The 20484-nt window shown below is 68.5% G+C and carries 16 protein-coding genes and 1 tRNA gene; 9 read left to right on the forward strand and 8 right to left on the reverse strand.

Annotated elements, in window-relative coordinates; genetic code table 11:
• Positions 1 to 13: 13 nt before the first annotated feature.
• Positions 14 to 1234: a PucR family transcriptional regulator gene (locus ACYVIO_RS20490; RefSeq protein WP_460652443.1), complete on the reverse strand. Its 1221-nt coding sequence runs from the start codon at positions 1232 to 1234 to the stop codon at positions 14 to 16.
• Between the two features lie 140 nt (positions 1235 to 1374).
• Between ACYVIO_RS20490 and ACYVIO_RS20495 the strand changes: the two genes are divergently transcribed.
• Genes ACYVIO_RS20495 through ACYVIO_RS20515 form a run of 5 tightly spaced genes read left to right on the forward strand, consistent with a single transcriptional unit; the run spans position 1375 to position 7958 of the window.
• On the forward strand, positions 1375 to 2766 hold the full coding sequence (locus tag ACYVIO_RS20495) for a toll/interleukin-1 receptor domain-containing protein (protein ID WP_460652444.1): 1392 nt from the start codon (positions 1375 to 1377) through the stop codon (positions 2764 to 2766).
• Complete coding sequence (locus ACYVIO_RS20500; protein ID WP_460652445.1) at positions 2756 to 3802, forward strand: AAA family ATPase; 1047 nt, start codon at positions 2756 to 2758, stop codon at positions 3800 to 3802. Before ACYVIO_RS20495 ends, ACYVIO_RS20500 begins: the two co-directional genes overlap by 11 nt.
• Positions 3799 to 4779, forward strand: a complete 981-nt coding sequence (locus tag ACYVIO_RS20505; RefSeq protein WP_460652446.1) for a hypothetical protein — start codon at positions 3799 to 3801, stop codon at positions 4777 to 4779. Before ACYVIO_RS20500 ends, ACYVIO_RS20505 begins: the two co-directional genes overlap by 4 nt.
• A complete protein-coding gene (locus ACYVIO_RS20510) occupies positions 4779 to 6887 on the forward strand; it encodes a S1 RNA-binding domain-containing protein (protein WP_460652447.1) in 2109 nt (702 codons plus the stop codon). The genes ACYVIO_RS20505 and ACYVIO_RS20510 overlap by 1 nt, the downstream gene beginning before the upstream one ends.
• A gap of 27 nt (positions 6888 to 6914) precedes the next feature.
• Positions 6915 to 7958 (forward strand): PHP domain-containing protein, encoded by a 1044-nt coding sequence (locus tag ACYVIO_RS20515; RefSeq protein WP_460652448.1) that lies wholly within the window; start codon positions 6915 to 6917, stop codon positions 7956 to 7958.
• Positions 7959 to 7971: 13 nt separating this feature from the next.
• Here the strand turns inward: ACYVIO_RS20515 and ACYVIO_RS20520 are convergent, their stop codons facing one another.
• The gene (locus ACYVIO_RS20520) at positions 7972 to 9330 is read right to left on the reverse strand and encodes an ADP-ribosylglycohydrolase family protein (RefSeq protein WP_460652449.1); all 1359 of its coding nucleotides are present in this window, start codon (positions 9328 to 9330) and stop codon (positions 7972 to 7974) included.
• A gap of 71 nt (positions 9331 to 9401) precedes the next feature.
• Here ACYVIO_RS20520 and ACYVIO_RS20525 point away from each other — a divergent pair, with 71 nt between their 5' ends.
• The gene (locus tag ACYVIO_RS20525; protein WP_460652450.1) at positions 9402 to 10412 is read left to right on the forward strand and encodes a pirin family protein; all 1011 of its coding nucleotides are present in this window, start codon (positions 9402 to 9404) and stop codon (positions 10410 to 10412) included.
• A 44-nt stretch (positions 10413 to 10456) separates the two neighbouring features.
• Here the strand turns inward: ACYVIO_RS20525 and ACYVIO_RS20530 are convergent, their stop codons facing one another.
• From ACYVIO_RS20530 to aceE, 6 genes are all read right to left on the reverse strand, one after another.
• Entirely contained in the window at positions 10457 to 10987 is a 531-nt protein-coding gene (locus ACYVIO_RS20530; RefSeq protein ID WP_460652451.1) for a hypothetical protein, read from the reverse strand.
• 89 nt (positions 10988 to 11076) lie between these two features.
• Positions 11077 to 12540, reverse strand: a complete 1464-nt coding sequence (locus ACYVIO_RS20535; protein ID WP_460652452.1) for a peptide MFS transporter — start codon at positions 12538 to 12540, stop codon at positions 11077 to 11079.
• 80 nt (positions 12541 to 12620) lie between these two features.
• Positions 12621 to 13142: a GNAT family N-acetyltransferase gene (locus tag ACYVIO_RS20540; RefSeq protein WP_460652453.1), complete on the reverse strand. Its 522-nt coding sequence runs from the start codon at positions 13140 to 13142 to the stop codon at positions 12621 to 12623.
• Positions 13143 to 13187: 45 nt separating this feature from the next.
• Entirely contained in the window at positions 13188 to 14822 is a 1635-nt protein-coding gene (locus ACYVIO_RS20545; protein ID WP_460652454.1) for a helix-turn-helix transcriptional regulator, read from the reverse strand.
• 43 nt (positions 14823 to 14865) lie between these two features.
• Positions 14866 to 15972, reverse strand: a complete 1107-nt coding sequence (locus ACYVIO_RS20550) for a flavin-containing monooxygenase (protein WP_460652455.1) — start codon at positions 15970 to 15972, stop codon at positions 14866 to 14868.
• Between the two features lie 170 nt (positions 15973 to 16142).
• Complete coding sequence (gene aceE / locus ACYVIO_RS20555; RefSeq protein ID WP_460653551.1) at positions 16143 to 18869, reverse strand: pyruvate dehydrogenase (acetyl-transferring), homodimeric type; 2727 nt, start codon at positions 18867 to 18869, stop codon at positions 16143 to 16145.
• Between the two features lie 316 nt (positions 18870 to 19185).
• Between aceE and ACYVIO_RS20560 the strand changes: the two genes are divergently transcribed.
• The 3 genes from ACYVIO_RS20560 (at position 19186) to ACYVIO_RS20570 (ending at position 20194) form a co-directional block, all read left to right on the forward strand.
• Complete coding sequence (locus ACYVIO_RS20560; RefSeq protein WP_425837200.1) at positions 19186 to 19632, forward strand: DUF3052 domain-containing protein; 447 nt, start codon at positions 19186 to 19188, stop codon at positions 19630 to 19632.
• Positions 19629 to 20108 carry a peroxiredoxin gene (locus tag ACYVIO_RS20565; protein ID WP_460652456.1) on the forward strand — a complete coding sequence of 160 codons (480 nt, stop codon included), beginning with the start codon at positions 19629 to 19631 and terminating at the stop codon, positions 20106 to 20108. The genes ACYVIO_RS20560 and ACYVIO_RS20565 overlap by 4 nt, the downstream gene beginning before the upstream one ends.
• Positions 20109 to 20122: 14 nt before the next feature.
• Positions 20123 to 20194: transfer RNA gene (locus tag ACYVIO_RS20570), tRNA-Val, on the forward strand.
• Positions 20195 to 20484: the final 290 nt, after the last annotated feature.

Genomic DNA, 20484 nt, shown 5'->3' on the forward strand with positions numbered 1-20484 from the left:
CTTTGTGGGAATCCTACAAAACGTGCGATCCGGGTTCCGGGTTGAGCAGGCGGCCCAGTGTCAGTGCGACACGCAACGTGAAAGCGTCTCGCGGGTTGCCCGGGGAGTAGCCGGTGATTTCGCCCACACGCTTCAACCTGTACCGGACGGTATTGGCGTGGATGAACATCGCGCGGGCCGTCGCCTCGATCGAACCACCGGAGTCGAGGTACGCGCTGACGGTGTCCAGGAGGACTCCGTCGCCCATTGTGAGCGGGCCGTAGACGTCGGTGGCGAGTTGGCGACGGGCGTGACCGTCGCCGGACAGGGATCGCTCGGGCAGCAGTTCGTCGGCGTGGACGGGTCGTGGAGCGCCCGGCCAGGCCGGTGCCGCGCGTAGTCCGGCGACCGCCGCGCGGGCCGACGTGACGGCCGACATCAGGTCCTTGACGACGGGCCCGACGACGATCGGACCGGGTCCAAACCAAGCGGCCAGCTTTTGTACGATCTCCACAGGTTTACTCGTACCACCGAGTACTACGACCAGCCGGTCGCCCTGCATCGCGCACAACGCGTCGGCCCCCGCCTCACGGGCCGCGGCCCGGACGGAGTCCGCGACGTTCGCCGTACCGGACTCTCCTTCGAGCGCCCTTCCCACCACGACGGCCACCTCACTGGACCCACTCGCCCCGGTCCAGCCGAGCGCGGACGCACGGGAGCGGACCGACTCGTCGGCCTCGCCGCGGATCACCGAGTCGACGACCAGGGCCTCGAGCCTGGCGTCCCACGCGCCCCGCATCTCCGCCGCCTGCGCGTAGACGGTCGCCGCCGCAAAGGCAACCTCACGGGCATACCGCTGCATCGCCTCCCGGACCGCCGGTACGTCGTCCTCCGGCAGCAGGTCGCCGATCGTGTTCTCGATCATCTCGATCGTGGTCCGCAGCAGCTCGACGGTCTGGTGCAGGCTGATCACCCGCGTGAACTCCCGCGGCGCCGACCCGAACATCCGCGTCGGCATCGACGAGTGCGCCTCCGGATCGCGAAACCAGTCCACGAACGCCGTGATCCCCGACTGCGCCACCAGCCCGATCCACGACCGGTCCTGCGCCGAAAGCTTCCGGAACCACGGCAGCTCCTCGTCCATCGCCGCCATCGCCGCGGTGGCGAGCGCCCCGGTCGCCCCCTGCAACCGCTCGGCCCGCGCCGCGTGCAGTCGCCTAGCGCTCAGCCCCGCGGATGTCCGGTTGCCTGCCACCCTCCCGACCCTACCGAGAACCGCGACACGCACCGCGACCCACACGCGGTCTCATCTGGCAGCATCACCGACATGGGCGAATAATGGGACGCTCTGTAACTAGCGGGGGACAAGTGACGATGTACCCCGCAGGGGGCGAAATGACTGAAGAGAACTTGGGTGGGTCGGACAACGTCGCGGTCACGGAGGTGAACAGCTCTACGCTGCTGGGGACAGCGCACTCGTCGGGCGTCTTCATCAGCCACACGTCTCGCGAACGGAGCGAGAGTGAACTGACGCTGCCTGGCGACACGATGAACAAGCACAAGGCCCGGAAGCGATACATGCAATACGTTCTGGCCGGGTTGACCGAGGGGTTTGCTGCTCGGCAGATCGATGTGTGGATCGACCAGCGGGAGATCGATGCCGGCGACGACTTCGAGCAGGCCATCTGCTTGTCGCTCGTCCGCTGCTCGGCGGCGATCGTGCTGATCGACCGTGACGCCCTGACCTCCGGGTACATGCGGGAGGAAGCGCGGTTGCTGGGCTGGCGAAAGATCCTGGAACCCGACCTGCTGATCGTTCCGGTCCTGCTGGGTGGGGTCACGGCCGCCGAGTTCGCGAAGAGTCCGCTCGGAGCGGCTGGCGGCCTCTCGCGCCTTTCGCATTTCCTTCCGGACAACCGCAAGCAGAACCAGGCGGCCGCAGCACTGGCCGCGCGCCAGATCTGTGCGCAGATCGAGCTGTACCCCCTGGCTCCGAAGGCTGCCCGCTGGGTGAACGACGTCGCCCATTTCATTGCTGCTGCTCCCGCCCATGCCCTGGACGAGGCGGCCGAGGTTCTCGGAATATTCCCGGACACACTGCTTGCGCACAAGGAGAAGCACGCCCTGATCGCGGCGGCGCTGCTGAACAGCAGTCTGCAGACGGCGTTCCAGGTCATGCAGACCATCGCGGAGTACCTGTCCGACCGGGACCTCGAGGCAGCGAAGCGGCGGATCGTCCCGCTGTGGGTCGACCTCGAGGATGCGCGGGTCCTGATGAAGGTCAGCGACGCTCCGCCTCGGGAACGCATCGTGCACCTGATCGCGGGTCGGCTCCTGCCCGCCGCTGAGCACGCCGTGCACCGGGCGAGTGCGTCGCAGCGAAATGTCCGGACGGCCAAACTGGGTGGCGTCGCAGGGGAAGACATGGTCGCCGAACTCGTCGACCGCTACGACGTGGAGCTGCGGTCGAAGCTGAATCTCGAGTTCGACGACAGCCCCGACTACATCAACGATCTTCTCCTGCTGAAACGGAGCGTCGTTTTCGCCCTGATGAACTGCGATCAAGTGCCCTACCAGGTGATCAGGGCGGTTCTGCTCGAACTCATGCGACGGTTTCCTGGCGTCGTCTTCGCCCTGGTCTCCTCCGATCCGGCGGTTGACCCCAGGCAGCTGCGTGGTCAGCGGATTCGGCTGGCCACCGATGACACCGAGGATCGACGCACGCTTCACCTCATCCGGGAGATCCAGGGCCTGAACAGCAAGCCGGTAGGTATCGATGTCGACTGAACCAGCCGTTGTGATCTCCGCCGACGCCGCGCTCACAGATGCTCTCGGCATCGTCGAAACGCTGACCGACCACCGGACGACGGATGTCCCTCGGCATGGGGACTCCCGCTCAGGTGAGGTGTACATCGTGACGTCCGAGATCGTCACGGCGTTGAAGGTCGCGTTGCTCACCGGGAGGCCGTTGCTGCTGGGCGGTCCACCCGGTTGCGGAAAGTCGAGTCTCGCGAGCTACGTGGCCCGCAACCTCGGTGTCGAGTACTTCGAGTTCGTCACGACCGACGACGCCCGGTCCGCGGACCTCACCTGGCACCTGGACAGCGTCCGCCGACTCGGTGACGCCCAGGCGAAGAAGCTCGACCAGGGTGCGGGCAGGGCCTCGATCGCGCCGTATATCGAACCAGGGCCGTTGTGGTGGGCGCTCAACCGGGACTCGGCAGCCGTCCGCGGCCTGGACAAGGCGCCTGCCGACCAGCCCGGGTTCGAACCAGCTCGCCCACCTCGCCTGCTCGCTGATCACCAGATCGACCGGGAGGGTGCGGTGTTGCTGATCGACGAGATCGACAAAGCCGACAGTGCGTTCTGCAACGGTCTGCTCGTTCCACTGGGAAGTCGCCAGGCCTTTGTCCCTCCCCTCGACCTGACGGTGTCTCCTCCGCTCACCGCGCCCAGCTGGAGTCCGCTGACGATCGTCACCACGAACAACGAGCGCGACCTGCCGGAGGCGTTCCTGCGCCGATGCGTGGTCCTTCGTCTCCCGGGCCCAGGGGCCGACCAGCTGATGGAGATCGTTTCGCGTCACTTCAGGGATCTGTCGATCGAAGTCCACGCCGTCGTCGCGGAGCTCGCGGAGCAGGTGGCGGGCGGACCCGCCGACGAGCGACCGGTGAGCACGGCCGAGTTCCTGGACCTGGTCAAAGTGATCGAGCACCTGTCGGAGACTGGGCGCCTCGACAATGACATCCTTGCGATCGTCAAACGGATCACGCTGGACAAGCACGAGCTGTACGGTCGTCAGGGCCGGATGTGGTCCAGGTGACGTTGCGGGACGCGCTCGTCGTCATCTCCTACCGGGAACAGTTCGACGATCTCGGGGCTGCGCTCGCGCTGCTCGGCGTCGGCATGGACGACCTCCGCGAAGAGGCTGACGTTGCGCAAACCCCGCTCGTCGACCCGGATCTGCCGGAGGATGATCTCGAGGCTGCTCCAGCCGCCATATCCGACGGTTGGTGGGGGGAAGAAAGCCTGCTGGATGGCGAGTCGTCCGAAGACGATCAGCCAGCGGCGAGCGGAAGCGGAAAGGGTGGCGCCTCGACCCGCAGAGGTGGCGGAGCATCTCGTCAGGGATCCCTGACGCACCGGCAGGGCGTGATCGCACGCGTGCTCGAGCGCGAACTTCGCCCTGATGACGGCCCGCCGCCGCTGCCCTACCTGTCGGTGCCGCTGCCGGGACTCGCACAGGTCTCCACGGCTTCGGAAGATCCCAGCGTGTTTCGAACGCGGACTTTGTCGTCCACCCTGCACAGCATGATGCGAACCTGGCACGGAGGGTTCGAGCCTGACATCGAAGCAATCGTGGCGCACATCGCCCGCCTCGAGCCGCTGAGCCGGGTGCCGACGATTCCACGACGTGGTCAGCCGGATCGGATCGCTGTGCTCTGTGAACTTGGTCTGCGGTCCGGGCCGTATCGGGATGACGTCAATGATCTCCTCGAGGCCATTCGAAGGCTTTTCGGTGACCAACGATTGACGTTCATGGCCTTTCGGGGATCTCCTGCTCTGGGATGCGGCGCGGGTCCGGTGTGGACCTGGGAACCGTACGTTGCGCAACCGCAGTTCGCGGCGACCATGGTGATCAGCATCGGAGTGACGACACGCGACAGCGATCCTGAGGAGACCCATCTTTTCGCGATGCAGGAGGTCGCGGCGGGACGTGAGGTGTGCACCGTACTCATCGGTGCCTCGCCGGCGATTCCCGCGGCCCGGGCCTATCCACAGCTCCTGGTGCGTGACTGATGGCGGTGCCGGCGGCCTGGATCGAATCTCTGCGGAACGACCCGGAAGTCGGCGGATCGCTCACCAGGTTGCTCGGAGTCCTCGTCAGTGGTCCACCCATCGCACCGCATCGTCTGGTTCGCCGTGTCCGGCGGGCTCTCCTTGGTCCAGGCACACTGCACCTGGAGGCCGAACTGTGTGACAGCGAGATTGTGGAAGCTGTTTCCAAGGACGGTCTCGAGTTGGAGCCCGAGTTCCGCGCGATCGCACGAGGCCTCCTGCGCGAGCGGGTCCTGTCAGCAGCGATCCCGGCGGCCGAGTTGCGGTCGGCCAATCGGTGTGACGACCTCGGGATGAGTCCACTGCTGCACCTCGAGGAGCAGCTGATCTGGACATACGTCAGCGAGGAGGATCCGCGTCCCGAATGCGATCGGCTACTGACCAACTGTCTGATCACTGTGGTCCGGGAAGACCGCAAGCGGATTCTCGACTGGGCGTCCGGCGCGCTCCGCCGACTGCCCGACCTAGTCGTGGCGACGCCGGCAGCATGGCTGCTCAGTGAGGTCTGCACCGCCCTGCAACGGACAACGCGACAACTGCAGCCGCCGCCGGTTGGTGATCTCAGACCCGAACTGATGTCCGAAGTGCTTCAGATCGTCCCGTCGGTCCTGGTCGGGTTGTCTCGCGACGGGGACTCACTGCAGTTGGGCTTCATCGATCGGAAACGAAGGGTTGCCTTCGCCGTACCCGGTATCGCCCTTCGGCCTGTCACGGTGACCTGGACCGAGTCCGGAGCACCGGCCGAGGAGACGGGGGTTGATGAGGCGGGCAGTGATGGCGGGGGGTGGCAGCAACGGGAGGTGACAGTCGATCTGATGGAACGTACGGCGACCATCCCCGTGGGCACTTCGGAGGTGCGGCTGAGGAACGCGACGGGAGCGACGGTCGTGCTCCGCGCGTTCGAACGTGGGAGCAAGCCGCCGGAGCTTGTCGAACTGGACCAGCAGTTGGACACCGTTGAGAGCGCGTGGGTAGCGGGACGCTCGGTCGATGCTGTGGTTCTCCGTCCAGGGACATCGGGGGGCGCGATAGTTCGCTTCGTCGATGCGCCCATGCTCACCGCACACCTCAGGTTCGACGACAGGGAATCTCTTGACCTGCGCGGTCTCCGGCCGGCTGCATTGACAGGGCAAACGCTCGAAGTACGGATCAGCAATTTCGATCGTCCGCTCCAGCGGATCGTCTGTCGGCCTGCCCCCACACCAGTCCTGTCCTGGTCAGTGGGGATCCTGGCTCCGGGGATGCGACTGGTGGGCCGGGTCCAGAGCATCGTCAACTTCGGCACGTTTGTCGCCGTACCGACCACCGAGCAAGTGTTCGACGGTCCTGTCGTTGACGGGTTGATCCACAGGTCGCGATATCCGTGGCTCTGGACCGTCCACGGCCCGCCGATCGAAACAGGGGAAGCGCTTGAAGTCGAAATCCTGGAAATCAACCGGGAGACGCGGCGAATTCAGTTGGGCCTTCCCAGTGAACCCCCGGCTTCGCCCGCCGTCATCGCCAACCTGCCCATAGGGACGGTAGTTCTCGGGACGGTCGTCAGGATGGTGTACTTCGGTGCGTTTGTGCGGCTTCCCTCGGGTGTCGACGGTCTGTTGCACAGAACGGAGATTGCTGCTGATCTGGTGCTCGATGTCGACACCCAGATACTTGTTCGTGTGATCAGGACCAGCGCTGTGGAGGGCCGGGTGTGGCTGGCGACCGAGCCCCCGCTCGCAGCGGGCGCGCCCACGTGGCATCCGAGCTCTCTCAAGGACATCCGAAGAGACCTGCGAAATCAGTGGCTCGCCGATGCGGTGACCAGACTGGGCCCTCGACCGGATGTCCGAGGCATGACTGCTGCTCAGTTGGCTGATCGAGTGGCCAAAGACCTGCGCGGTGTGTTGAGCGACGTGGAACGGCCGGTCTCGATGTCGCTCGTGGACACCCTGCTGCGTCAGCGTTTCGGCAGCGCGGTCACCGATGGGTGGCTCGGTTTCGAGAAGCTGAAGGTGATGCTCGCTCATCTCCTTCCCGAGGCGACCATCGACATCATTGCTGGAGGTCATGTCCACCCGCTCCGGCGATAGAGCCCCCTGGCGGGCCATGATGGGGGGATGAGTGACAAGGCTGGGGTGGTGGCGGCGGTTGAGGCGTTGCGGGCTATCGGGTACTACCTCGAGCGGGACCGGCAGCCGACCCATCGGGTGAAGGCGTACCGGCGGGCGGCGGACACGATCGAGGGGTTGTCGGCGACCGAGGTGCGGGCGCGGAAACGGGCGGGGACGCTGACCGAGCTGCCGGGGATCGGGCCGAAGACCGAGGCGGTGATCCTGGAGGCGATGGACGGCGCCGTCCCGTCGTACCTGACGAAGCTGGAGCAGGGCGCCGCCGCGCTGACCGAGGACGGTACGGCGATGCGCTCCGCGCTGAAGGCCGACCTGCACCTGCACTCGGACTGGTCCGACGGCGGGAGCCCGATCGAGGAGATGGCGCGGACGGCGGCCCGGCTCGGGCACTCGTACATCGCGCTGACCGACCACTCGCCGCGCCTGACGGTCGCCAACGGGCTGTCGCGCGAACGCCGGCTGCAGCAGCTCGAGGTGGTCGCAGAGCTGAACAAGAAGCTCGCCGACGAGCTCGACGGGTTCCGGATCCTGAACGGGATCGAGGTCGACATCCTCGACGACGGGAAGCTGGACTGCGACACCGAGATCCTCGCGCGGCTCGACATCGTCGTCGCGAGCGTGCACTCCAAGCTGCGAATGGCGTCCGAACCGATGACCGAACGGATGGTCAAGGCGGTCGCCAACCCGCACGTCGACATCCTCGGCCACTGCACCGGCCGCCTCGTCACCGGCGGCCGCGGCACTCGGCCGGAGTCCGACTTCGACGCCGAGGTCGTCTTCGAGGCGTGCCGTCAGTTCGGTACGGCGGTCGAGATCAACTCCCGCCCCGAACGCCTCGACCCACCCCGCCGCCTGCTCACCCTCGCGGTCGAGACCGGCTGCCAGTTCTCCATCGACACCGACGCGCACGCGCCCGGCCAACTCGACTGGCAACCCTACGGCTGCGAACGCGCCGAGGAGTGCGGAGTCGAACAGGACAAGGTCATCAACACCTGGGAGCTGGACGACCTGCTGGAGTGGACCAACAGCTAGCTCGGCAGCTGTCTCAAAGGGTGCTGGGATGGTGCAGGGCCAGCGTTCGCTCGGCCAGTTCGTCGATGGTGATGCGGTCGAAGCCTCGGACGGCTGAGCGGACTACTCCGTTGCCGGCGGTTGCCAAGGCCGGCGGGATCGCGGCAGCGCCGTGGAGGGCTCCGAAGACGCTGCCCACCGTGGCGCTGGTGGAGTCGGTGTCTCGGCCGGCGCCCACTGAGAGGGCGAGAGTGCGGACGTAGTCGCCTGTGCCCCACAGGAGGGCCGTGGCGATGATGGCGGCGTTGTTGAGGGTGTGGACCCAGTTGTAGTCGAGGGTTTCGTCGATCCAGTCGAGGGCTTCCTCGGCGGTGGCGCCCTGCTCGTGCAGATCCAGGAGGCAGCGTTGGCTGTCGGCCAGGCGGGAGCGGGGCGGGATGACGGTGAGGGCTGTGCCGAGTGCTTCGGCCGGGGTGGTGACGACGAGCGCTTGCGCGACGAGGGCGGCGGCCCACTGGGCGCCGTACAGGCCGTTGGCGGTGTGGGAGAGGCTCGCGTCGATCAGCGCGAGACGGGCGGCCTCGGTGGGGTTGCCGGGGTTGGTGTAGCCGTAGGCGTCGACGCGGATGAGGGCGCCGATCCACTCGCGGTACGGGTTGCGGGTGGTGGCCGTGTCCGGCGGGTGCAGGCCGTGGACGAGGTTGCGGTACGCCGCGCGCTCGGCGGTGTACGTCTGCGTGAACGGCATCCGGTCGAGCCACTCGCGGGCGACGTCCTCGGTGTGCAGGTCGCGGCCGTACGTCTCCAGCAGGTGCAGCCCGAGCATCGTCCAGTCGAGGTCGTCGTCACGCGGTACGGCGTCGAAGCGGCCGGCTGATGCTTCGGCGGCTGAGGGGTGCAGGGTGATGCCGGGTGGTGGCGTCGCGACGTACGGGACGAAGCCGCTGAGCGGCCAGTCGCCGGCTGCTTCCAGATAGGTCCGTACGTCGGCGCGGCTGAGGCCTTCGACCGGTTTGCCCATCGTGTTGCCGACGCACCGCCCGAGCCAGGCACCACGGATGCGGTCGGGAAGATCACCACTCGGCTCCGGCTGGCCTGACGCCTCCACCACTTGAGAGCGTGGTGCGGCCATTGTCCCGGACGGGCCGGCGCCCGCTGCAGGCGAGTCGGCCTCGTACACGCCGGTTGGCGTTGGTTCCGGCTCTTCGTACGGCCACTCGGGGTTTCGGTGCAGGCCCGCGAGGGCGGTCTCGATGTCGGCGAGCTGGGTCAGGTCGCCGGCGGCGGCCGCGATGCGGGCGCGGGCGTGCAGGTCGCCGACGGCGTACCCGGAGCTCTCCAGCTGCTCCGCCTCGTCCGGGACTAGGTCGCGAAGATCGAGTGCGTCGTGCAAGGCCGGCCTCCTGGTGTCGGACGTCGTCCCTACCCGACCACGCCTCAGGGGCCGGAGTCCATACTCGTTGCATGAGCGACTTGGAGAAGGACCCGGCCGAGGTCGTCTGTGACGGGGCGGAGGCCGAGGGGCCGGTGCAGGAGTTGCTGGAGCCGCGGCAGGTCGTGCTCGGCCGGACCACGAAGGTCCGTCGGCTGCTGCCGAACAAGAACCGCCGGATGGTCGGCGCCTGGTGCTTCGCTGACCACTACGGGCCCGACGACCTGACCCAGCGCGTCGACTCGTACGACGGACCGGGGGAGCAGGGCATGCTCGTCCCGCCGCACCCGCACACGAGTCTGCAGACGGTGAGCTGGCTGTTCGAGGGCGAGATCGAGCACCGCGACTCCGCCGGGTCGCACGCGATGGTCCGGCCCGGCGAGCTGAACATCATGACCTCCGGCCCGGGCATCGCGCACTCGGAGATCTCGTTGCCCTCGGCACCTCCGACGCTGCACGGCGCACAACTGTGGGTCGCCTTGCCCGAGTCGGCGCGCAACACGGTGACGCCGACCTTCAACGCGTACGCCGATCTGCCGGTGCTCGAGCTCGACGGTGCGCGCGTGCAGGTGATGATCGGCGCCGTCGGCGGCGTCACCTCGCCGGCCCCGGCGTACACGCCGCTAGTCGGGGCCGATCTCACGATCGAGCCCGGGCGGACGGCCACGGTGCCACTGACGCCTGAGTTCGAGTACGCCGTACTGGTCGTCGACGGCTCGGTCGACGCCGGCGAGGTCGCGCCCGGCTTCGGTGAGATGGCGTACTTCGGCACTGGTCGGGACGCCATCGAGCTCACCGCGGCCGCCGACGGCGCCCGCCTCCTGCTGCTCGGCGGCGAGCCGTTCGAGGAGCAGCTGGTGATGTGGTGGAACTTCATCGGCCGCTCGCACGAGGAGATCGTTGCTGCCCGCAACGACTGGATGGCGTCGATCGAGTCGCACGGCTCAGCCCGCTTCCCGGCCGTCCCCGGCTACGACGGCGACCCGCTCCCGGCCCCGCCGCTCCCCGGCACCCGCCTGAAGCCGCGCCCGCGCTCCCGCTGAGGCCATGCTCCCTGCCCAGGATCCTTCCAGGCACTTCCAAAGCCTCATGAAACCAGCGCGCCTTCCCGCCGTACGCCGCTCACCCGGCGTCGGTAGTACCCCCACGTCAGCACGAGCAGCGCCGGCCCCCACAGGTTCAGCGGCGCGTAGCAGCTGATCATCAGCGCCGCTGCCGCGTCGCTGCTGAACGGCAGGAAGTGCCCGCTGAACACATCGCGGAACCCAAAGGTCCAGATCCCGATCAGCGCCACACTCCCGAGCGTCGCCGGAACGATCGCGGCGTACGGCGCAACCCGGCGCCCGCCGATCAACGGGATCCACGACGGCACCACCTCGCCCCACCGCCGCACCATCCCGAACGCCGTCAACGCGACCGCCTCGGAGAACAGCGTCAGGCACACGATGTACACGTGCTCGCCGGTGCCGTGCAGCATCGCCGGCTGCCCGGCGTCGTCCAGCATCCCCATCGAGGAGCCGGCCACCAGCCCCAGCCGCCACAGCCCGGACGGCAGCACCATGAACGGAATCGCGTGCGCCAACCACTCGGCCCACCGGGGCACAGGTCTCTCGGTCATGCCCTCAAGCTTGCAAGGCGAAAGCCCCGAAAACCTCACCCACACGAGGGATTCGCCTCCCTCGCGCGGGGGAAATCCGCAGCAAGAGCTCAGCGGCGAGCGTGCCGCCGGATCCACGGCGATAGGAAGTACAGCGCCAGCGCGAACACGATCGTCACCACAGCCAGCCCGCCGAAGTACGACGTGTCCGAAGCCCCCTCCGTCGCCTGCACGAGCTGCGCGGTGATCGCCTGCCCAGCCGCCGGCGCGAGGAACCACAGCGCCATCATCTGACTCAGGAACGCCTTCGGCGCGAGCACGGTGGTCGCGGCCAGACCAACCGGCGACAGGAACAGCTCACCGAGCGTCTGTACGACGTACACGAGGACCAACCACAGCGGCGAAGCCAGACCGTCCCCGGTCACCGCCGAGGCAATCGCCATGATCGCGAACGAGATCCCCGCCAGCAGCAGCCCGGTCGCGAACTTCTGCCCGATCCCCGGCCCGCGGTCGCCGAGCTTGATCCAGACCGCCGCGAACACCGGCGCCAGCACGATGATCGAGAACGGGTTGACCGACTGGAAGAACTCCGGCGAGATCGAGATCCCGACCAGCTCCAGCGACGTCCGGTCGGCCGCGAACGTGGTCAGCGTCGTCGCCGCCTGCTCGAACAGCATGAAGAACAGCATCGCCGCGACGAACAGCGGGATGTAGGCCCTGACCTGCTGCTTCTCGGTCGGCGTCACCAGCGGGCTGCGCAGCAGCATCGTGAAGTACGCGATCGGCGCCAGGAAGCACAGGTACGAGATCGCGTCGACGACCGGCTTCGGCCCGATGCCGCCGGAGATCCACGCCGACACCGCGAACACGACGACGAGCAGCGCGATCACCGCGCCGCTGATCTTCAGCATCGTCGGCCGGTCCTCGGCGGTCAGCGGGTTCGGCGGCGCGTCGCCACGGCCGTGCAGGGTCCGACGGCCGAGCACGTACGCGACCAGCGCCAGCGTCATCCCGACCGCGGCCGCCGCGAACGCGACGTGGAAACCGAACTCGCGGCGCAGGAACCCGACCACGAACGGCGCGCTGAACGAGCCGATGTTGATGCCCATGTAGAAGATCGAGAACGCCGAGTCCCGCCGCTCGTCACCGTCGGAGTAGAGCGTGCCGACCATGGTCGACACGTTCGGCTTCAGCAGACCGGTGCCGAGGGCAACGAGCGCGATGCCCAGGTAGGCGAGCCCCTCGACCGGGATCGCCAGGCACAGGTGCCCGGAGACGATCACCGCACCGCCGTACAGGACCGTACGCCGGGCGCCGAAGACGCGGTCGGCGAACCAGCCGCCGAGCACCGACAGCAGGTACACCGAGGCGCCGTAGATCGAGACGACCGCCTCGCCGAGCGACTGCCCGAGGCCGAGTCCGTGCGCCTGGTCGGTCAGGTAGAGCAGCAGGATGGCGCGCATCCCGTAGTAGCTGAAGCGTTCCCACAACTCGGTGGTGAACAGCGTCATCAGGCCTCGGGGATGCCCGAAGAACGTCTTCTCCTGCTCGGCGCCCGGTTGCGTTTGCGACACGCTCGACTACTCCCCGTAGATCGGATACAGACCGTCTCGACGGTAGTCGGTGCACAATCCCACAGGCCATCCGGGGCGAGTCAGAGCGTGATCCAGTACCTCCGCGTCAGCCCCAGCCAGGTCTCGCGCACGTCTTCCAGTACGCCGCCGTTGCGCTCGATCGTCCGCGCGGACGGCGCGTTGTCGTCGTCGCAGGTCACCAGCACCCGCTCCAGCCCACGCTCCCGCGCCCGGTCGAGCACCGCGCCGAGCGCCCACGACGCCAGCCCGCGCTGACGCGCCGACGGGCGTACGCCGTACCCGATGTGCCCGCCGCCGTCGAGCAGCTTGTCGTTCAGCCGGTACCGCAAGGTGATCGCGCCGGCGTACTTGCCGTCGTCAACGATCCACCAGTACGCCGCCGGCACGCGCCCCGGCGCGAGCTCACGGCTCTCGTCGCCCTCCCGCGCCAGCCGCGCGACCCAGGCCTCAAATCCCTCGACGCTGCCCACGTCGTCGGACTCGTGCACCCCGGAACCGTGCTGAGCCTCGGATCCCCACTCCAGCGAGGACTCCAGCCAGGAGTCCCGCAGGGCGACGGTCGGCTCGATCAACTCAGGCATGTGCAGAGCCTAGGTCCGCGCCGCGAAACCCTCACCCCCAATTCCTCAGAGCAGGTCCCGCTCCCGTGCCTGTGCGACCGCCGCCGTCCGCGACGGCACCCCGAACTTGGTGAAGATGTTCGACAGGTGCCGGGCCACGGTCTTCTCGCTGAGCACCAGCAGCTGCGCGATCGACGTGTTGCTGTTGCCCGCAGCCACCAACCGGAGGACCTCGACCTCCCGGGGAGTGAGGCCTCCCGCAGACGGCCGGTTGAGCAGCCGTCCGGCCTCCTCCCGGCCGCCCACAGCACCGACCTCACCAAACGTCTGCAGAGCCGCGGCCAGTTCTGCCGTCGCCGAGTCCTCGTCGCCCATCCCACGGAACGCCCGCCCGACCAGCACCCGGCCTCGCGCGACCTCGTACGGCGCTTGTAAGTCGCCCCACAGTTGCGTGGCGAGCCGCGCCTGGGGGAGCGCACGCTCGGGATCACCGACGGCCAGTGCGACGAGTCCGGCGCTGTACGCCGCCATCGCGCGCAGACCGCTGCAGCCGAAGGCGGCCGCGATCTCGGTCAGTTCGCCACACGCCCGCTCGGCCTCGTCGAGACACTCGCCGGCGACCAGGATCTCCACCGCCGCGGGAAGCAGTCGGGACCGGTGGACCGGATCGGGCGTTTCGGCGAGCAGGCGGCGGATCGCGGCGAGCGCTGCCGGCGTCCGGCCGCGGGCGAGCCACAGCATCGCCAGACCGGGCTGGGGCTCGTAGCCGAACCCGGAGGCCTGGTCGTAGGACGCCTCGGCCGAGGCGAGGTCGCCGCGGATCCGCAGTACGTCGCCGCGCTCGCTCAGAGCCAGCCCCGCCGCAGCCTGCGACTGCGCGGCCGCATAGCGACGGCAGGCGAGCTCGAACTCCTCCAGCGCCTCGGAGAAAGCACCCCGCAGCCGCAGGATCTGCCCCCGATGCACGGCGCACTGGCCGGTGAACGGGATCAGATCCGGCTGGCTGTCGCACCACCGCGTCAGCGCGCTGGTCCAAGCAGACGCCCGGCCGAAGTCCAGCACCTCCTGACACGCCTCGACCATCGCGCAGTACACGTTGCCCGCGAAGATCGGCGACAGCTCCCCGGCTGCGACCGCGACCATCGCCTCGTCGAGCAGCGCGAGCCCCTCGGGGACCTGACCGGAGTAGATCAGCAGGCGCCCCTGGCACACCAGGCCCTGCGCCACCAGATCCGCGTTCCCGAACCGCCGCCCCAGCTCGGACATCTCGGTGCCGACGCGCAACGCCCCGGCGAAGTCCTGCCGGTCCAGGCACCGGAAGAAGTCGTGGATCAGCAGGTACCCGCGTTCGACCACGTCGTCGGGCTGATCGGCCAACAACCGTTGGGCCCGCGCGACCCAGCCGCCGGCGACCGCCGCCTCGCCGCGCGCGCTCAGCACCAGTCCGAGCCAGAAGGCGAACCTGACCGCCCGGAGCGTGTCGCCACCCGCGATGCCCGACTGGTAGCCGCGCTGGAAGGCCCTGATGCAGGCGTCGTCGTCACCGGCCAGGTACGCCGCGGTGCCCATCGCCATCAGGTCGTCCGGGCCCAGCTCGTCCCGGTCCAGCTCGTCGACGCTCGACAGGCGGGCGTAGGCGGCGGTCCAGTCCCGCCGCTCGAACGCCTGGCGCGCCTGCTCCAGCTCGTCGACGATGCCCATCGCGTATCCCTTCCCCTGCGGCCGAGAATACGCGCGCGGCACGTCAGGCGGCAGTGACGGTTCGGGCCGCGCGGGACCGGGCGACGATGCGCCCGGCGACGTACTCGGCATCGCGGCCGACGCCCGGCAACGTCATCGAGGTGAACGAGAACTGGAACGACAGTCCGCAGAAGAACAGCCCAGGTGCAGCCGGTACGACGCCGCGCGACTCCTCCGGCCAGCCGTCCGCGCCGATCACGGGCACGTCGATCCAGTCGAACACCTGGCGGAACCCGGTGCACCACACGACGTTCGCGACGTCCATCACGCGACCGTCGTCGAGCACCGGCCGACCGTCCCGTACGGCGGCCACTCGCTCGGGAACCCGTTCGACGCCCCGGGCGAGCAGGTCCGCACGCTTGACCCGGAGCGCAGGACCACCGTGGTAGCGAACCTCCCGCAGCTCCTTGCGTCCCATCGGCGTCCGCCGGGTCAGCACGTGCTTGCCGACGAAGAGGAACACCGGGAAGAACAACCGCGCGCCCTTCTTCTCCAGCCGGACCGGGATCTGGCCGGTGTCCCGGCCGCAGAGCACGGTCGGGTGGGTGGGCGCCACCTCGTAGGCGATGTCGGTGCCCGAGTGCGACCCGCCGACGACGAGCACCGGCCCGTCCTTGAGCTGCCCGGGCCGCCGGTACTCGCTGGAGTGGAGCTGCCGGATCGCGGGGTCAAGGTCGACGGCGAAGTCCGGCAGGTACGGCGTACGGCCGAAGGTGCCGGTGGCAACCACGACGTTGTCGGCCAGGATGCGGCGGTCGCCCGTGGTCACGGCGAACCCGCCGTCGCCGGACGGTTCGAGCCGGTCGACCGTGGTCCTGCTCCGGACCGGCAGGTCGAAGCGGGCGGCGTACGACTCCAGGTAGTCGGCGACCTCGTCCTTGCCCGGGTAGGACCAGGGGTCGTCGCCGGGGAACGGCAGGCCCGGCAGGCCGTCGTACCGGCGTGGTGTGTAGAGCCGCAGGGTGTCCCACTGGGCCCGCCAGTTGTCACCGACCCGCGCGTTGCCGTCGAGTACGACGAACTGCCGCCCTCGCTGCCGCAGGTGGTAGCCGGTGGCCAGCCCGGCCTGCCCGGCACCGATGATGACCGTCTCGATCCGTTCGGTGAACATCGCTGGGTCTCCGCTCGTCGTTGAAGGTTCTTCGACGCTAGGAGCGCGGGACGCCGGTCGGCGTCGGGCGTTCTACCCAACTCGCGCTGGGACCCGATGGGTGTTTTCACGCACGAAGGGCCGCCCACCCGGCAGGTGGACGGCCCTTCGCTCAGGCAACCAGGCGCGGATCAGGCGCCGGCGCCCTCCTGCTTCACGCCGGCGACCGCGGTCGGGTCGTCGATGCGGTACTTGCGGGCGGCCTCGGCGGCCACCTCGCGCTTGACGTCACCGCGCTTGGCCAGGATCTCCAGCGTGGCGACCACGATCGACTCGGCGTCGACGTGGAAGTGCCGGCGAGCGGCCGCCCGGGTGTCGGCCAGACCCCAGCCGTCGGTACCGAGCGAGGTGTAGTCGTTCGGGACCCAGCGGGAGATCTGGTCCTGCACCGCGCGCATGAAGTCGCTGACGGCAACGACCGGGCCCTTGGAGTCCTTCAGCTGCTCGGTGACGAACGGAACCCGCTCGTCCTCGTCCGGGTGGAGCAGGTTGTGCTCCTCCGCGGCGATCGCGTCCCGGCGCAGCTCGTTCCACGAGGTGACCGACCAGACGTCGGCGGCCACCGAGTACTGCTCGGCGAGGATCTGCTGGGCCTTGCGGACCCACGGCAGCGCCACACCGGAGGCGAGCAGCTGGACCCGCGGCGCGTCGGCCTCGGCCTGACCCTCGCTGAAGCGGTACATGCCCTTGAGCAGGGCCGCGACGTCGAGGTTCTCCGGCTCGGCCGGCTGCGCGACCGGCTCGTTGTAGACGGTCAGGTAGTAGAAGACGTCCTCGCCGAACGGCTTGTCCTTGTCCAGGCCGTAGCCGTACATCCGGCGCAGCCCGTCCTTGACGATGTGCGCGACCTCGTAGGCGAAACCGGGGTCGTAGTGCACGGCCGCCGGGTTCGTCGAGGCGAGCAGCGGCGAGTGCCCGTCGGCGTGCTGCAGACCCTCACCGGTCAGCGTCGTACGGCCTGCCGTCGCGCCGACCAGGAAGCCGCGCCCGAGCTGGTCGCCGAGCGCCCAGAGCGAGTCGCCGGTCCGCTGGAACCCGAACATCGAGTAGAAGATGTAGAACGGGATCATCGGCTCGCCGTGCGTCGCGTACGCCGTCGCCGCCGCGATCATCGACCCCATCGCGCCGGCCTCGCTGATGCCCTCGTGCAGCAGCTGGCCCTGGGCCGACTCCTTGTACGACAGCAGCAGCGCGCGGTCGACCGACTCGTAGGTCTGCCCGTGCGGCGAGTAGATCTTCGCCGTCGGGAACATCGAGTCCATGCCGAACGTGCGGTACTCGTCCGGGGCGATCGGGACGATCCGGTGGCCGATCTCCGGGTCCTTCATCAGGTCGCGGAACAGCCGCACCAGCGCCATCGTGGTGGCGACCGGGGTCTTCTCGTTGCCCTTGCTGAGCGGCGCGTACACCTTGTCGCCGGGCAGCTTCAGCGTGGTCTTCGGGGCCACCCGCCGCTCGGGCAGGAAGCCACCGAGCTGACGCCGGCGCTCCATCATGTACTGGTACTCCGGCGAGTCCGTGCCGGGGTGGAAGTACGGCGGGTTGTAGGCGTCCTCGAGGTCCTTGTCCTCGATCGGCAGGTAGAGCCGGTCGCGGAACAGCTTCAGGTCGTCCGAGGTCAGCTTCTTCATCTGGTGGGTCGCGTTGCGGCCCTCCAGCGCCTCGATCGTCCAGCCCTTGACGGTCTGGGCGAGGATGACGGTCGGCTGGCCGACGTGCTCCTTGGCGCTCTTGAACGCGGCGTACACCTTGCGGTAGTCGTGACCACCGCGGGGCAGCTTGCGCAGGTCCTCGTCGGACAGGTTGCTGACCATCTGCCGCAGCCGCTGGTCGCCGCCGAAGAAGTTGTTGCGGATGTACTCGCCGGACTCGACCGAGTAGGTCTGGAACTGACCGTCCGGGGTGGTGTTCATCTTGTTCACCAGCGCGCCGTCGTGGTCCTGGGCCAGCAGCGCGTCCCACTCGCGGCCCCAGACCACCTTGATGACGTTCCAGCCGGCGCCGCGGAAGAACGCCTCCAGCTCCTGGATGACCTTGCCGTTGCCGCGGACCGGTCCGTCCAGCTGCTGCAGGTTGCAGTTGATCACGAAGGTGAGGTTGTCGAGCTCCTCGCGGGCGGCCAGGCCGATCGCGCCGAGCGACTCCGGCTCACCCATCTCGCCGTCACCCAGGAACGTCCAGACGTGCTGGTCGCTGGTGTCCTTGATGCCGCGGTTGTGCAGGTACCGGTTGAACCGGGCCTGGTAGATCGAGTCCAGCGCCGCCAGACCCATCGAGACCGTCGGGTACTCCCAGAAGTCCGGCATCAACCGCGGGTGCGGGTACGACGACAGGCCCTGGTGCGGCCCGCGGGAGACCTCCTGGCGGAACCCGTCCAGCTGGTCGGTGGTGAGCCGGCCCTCGAGGAACGCGCGCGCGTAGATGCCCGGGGAGGCGTGGCCCTGGATGAAGATCTGGTCGCCACCGCCCGGGTCGTCCTTGCCGCGGAAGAAGTGGTTGAAACCGACCTCGTACAGGCTGGCCGCGGACTGGTAGGTGGCGATGTGGCCGCCGACCTCGAGGCCCTTGCGGTTGGCCTTGCTGACCATCACCGCGGCGTTCCACCGGATGAAGGCCCGGATCCGCCGCTCGATGTGCTCGTCACCGGGGAACCACGGCTCGCGCTCGGGCGGGATCGAGTTGATGTAGTCGGTGCTCCGCAGCGCAGGTACGCCGACCTGCCGCTCCCGGGCCCGCTCGATCAGCTTGAGCATCAGGTAGCGCGCTCGCGCCTTGCCACGCTCGTCCAGCACGGCGTCGAGCGATTCGACCCATTCACGAGTTTCGTCGGGGTCGATGTCGGGGAGCTGGGTCGGCATCCCCTCGGTGATGATGGCTGGTGGTTCGTGTCCGGAAGCCACGGTGTCCTGCCGTTCTGTCTAGTCGATCCTGCCAAGCACTAGTCGGTACTCCTAGCAATCCTGTCACCTGTTCGGAATGCGTTCTACTTTGCGTCCCTTCCAGAGCAAGATCCGCCCTCGGGGCGGCGGTGGGAGCGGACACGCCCCCTCCGCGGCACGCGGATACCGGACACGTCACGGAACCCTCGTGCATACTTGCGCGACGCGGTAGGCCACGATGGACTACTGCTACTGACGCCTACCCCCGGGCCCCGGGGACGACGGAGGAGGACACGTGAGCGCGACCGCGGACCACGCGGACGGCAAGAGCGGCGAGCCGAACATGGCGAGCCGGCTCGGCCTGGAGAGCGGCTGGGTCGTCCAGGAGCTCGGCTACGACGAGGACTGCGACGACGCCCTGCGCGACGCCATCCAGGAGACGACCGGCGAGGAATTCGTCGGCGAGGACACCGATGACGTCGTGGACGTCGTGCTGCTCTGGTTCCGGGACGGTGACGGCGACCTGGTTGACGCGCTGTTCGACGTCCTGACCGACCTGAAGGCCGGCGGCGTGGTGTGGCTGATGACGCCGAAGGTCGGCCGGGACGGCTACGTCGACGCCGCTGACGTCGCCGAGGCAGCACCGACCGCCGGACTGTCCACGACCAGCAGCCTGACGGTGACCGATGACTGGTCCGCCACCAAACTGGTGATGCCGAAGTCGCCGCGAGTCAAGAAGTGAGCCCCGCTGCCGCCCACCTGGTCGGCAGCGCGGCTCCGGACTTCACCGCACGCACGCAGCACGGCGAGCCGTTCCGCCTCAGCTCCCTTCGGGGCGGGCGGCCGGTGGTCGTGGTGTTCTACCCGTACGCCTTCAGCCGGGTCTGCACGAGCGAGCTGGAGGCGTTGCGGGACCGGCCCGACCTGCTCGATGCGGCGGACTTCGTCGGGGTCTCCTGCGACCCGATGTTCACACTGCGGGCGTATGCCGAGTCCGCGCGGCTGGAGTTCGCCCTGCTGAGCGACTTCTGGCCGCACGGGGCGATCGCCTCGTCGTACGGGGTGTTCGACGCGGAGCGTGGATGCGCGCTGCGGGGGACCTTCGTGATCGATCCCGCGGGGGTCGTGCGGTGGTCGGTGGTCAACGACGTACCGGACGCGCGGGACCCGGACGACTACGCCGCCGCCCTGTCCGAACTGGTCCCCGGATTCGGGTAAAGTACGTCGCTCGCGGGTGCTTAGCTCAGCGGTAGAGCGCTTCCCTTACAAGGAAGATGTCGGGGGTTCGATCCCCTCAGCACCCACCCTCCGCCTGTTCCTGGCGTCTTCGCGCCAGCTGCCCGTCCGCCCGTATCCGATCGGGCCGACGCTCGTTGTCTTCTCTGTCAGCGGTCGGCGAAATTCTTAACTTTCGGCTGCTGAGAACGGACTCCTCCGGCCCACCCGCCGGCTGGTAGGGTTCACGGCTGTCGGTCGGCACGATGAGGCATCGCCGCCCGGCTGTTTACGGGGCCTGTTCTGTCGGTGAGAGCGAGACGGGTGTGCCCTGAGCCCGGCTCCGTCCAGTTGGGGAGGCGCGTGTCCGTGGGTCGCC

The organism is Kribbella endophytica, assembly GCF_054781295.1.

Bases quoted from the DNA above. Each gene is read 5' to 3' on its own strand.
- ACYVIO_RS20500 (WP_460652445.1), top strand. From the start codon at position 2,756: ATGTCGACTGAACCAGCCGTTGTGATCTCCGCCGACGCCGCGCTCACA.
- aceE (WP_460653551.1), bottom strand. From the start codon at position 18,869: ATGCCGACCCAGCTCCCCGACATCGACCCCGACGAAACTCGTGAATGG.
- ACYVIO_RS20545 (WP_460652454.1), bottom strand. From the start codon at position 14,822: ATGGGCATCGTCGACGAGCTGGAGCAGGCGCGCCAGGCGTTCGAGCGG.
- ACYVIO_RS20550 (WP_460652455.1), bottom strand. From the start codon at position 15,972: ATGTTCACCGAACGGATCGAGACGGTCATCATCGGTGCCGGGCAGGCC.
- ACYVIO_RS20530 (WP_460652451.1), bottom strand. From the start codon at position 10,987: ATGACCGAGAGACCTGTGCCCCGGTGGGCCGAGTGGTTGGCGCACGCG.
- ACYVIO_RS20540 (WP_460652453.1), bottom strand. From the start codon at position 13,142: ATGCCTGAGTTGATCGAGCCGACCGTCGCCCTGCGGGACTCCTGGCTG.
- ACYVIO_RS20510 (WP_460652447.1), top strand. From the start codon at position 4,779: ATGGCGGTGCCGGCGGCCTGGATCGAATCTCTGCGGAACGACCCGGAA.
- ACYVIO_RS20515 (WP_460652448.1), top strand. From the start codon at position 6,915: ATGAGTGACAAGGCTGGGGTGGTGGCGGCGGTTGAGGCGTTGCGGGCT.
- ACYVIO_RS20525 (WP_460652450.1), top strand. From the start codon at position 9,402: ATGAGCGACTTGGAGAAGGACCCGGCCGAGGTCGTCTGTGACGGGGCG.
- ACYVIO_RS20495 (WP_460652444.1), top strand. From the start codon at position 1,375: ATGACTGAAGAGAACTTGGGTGGGTCGGACAACGTCGCGGTCACGGAG.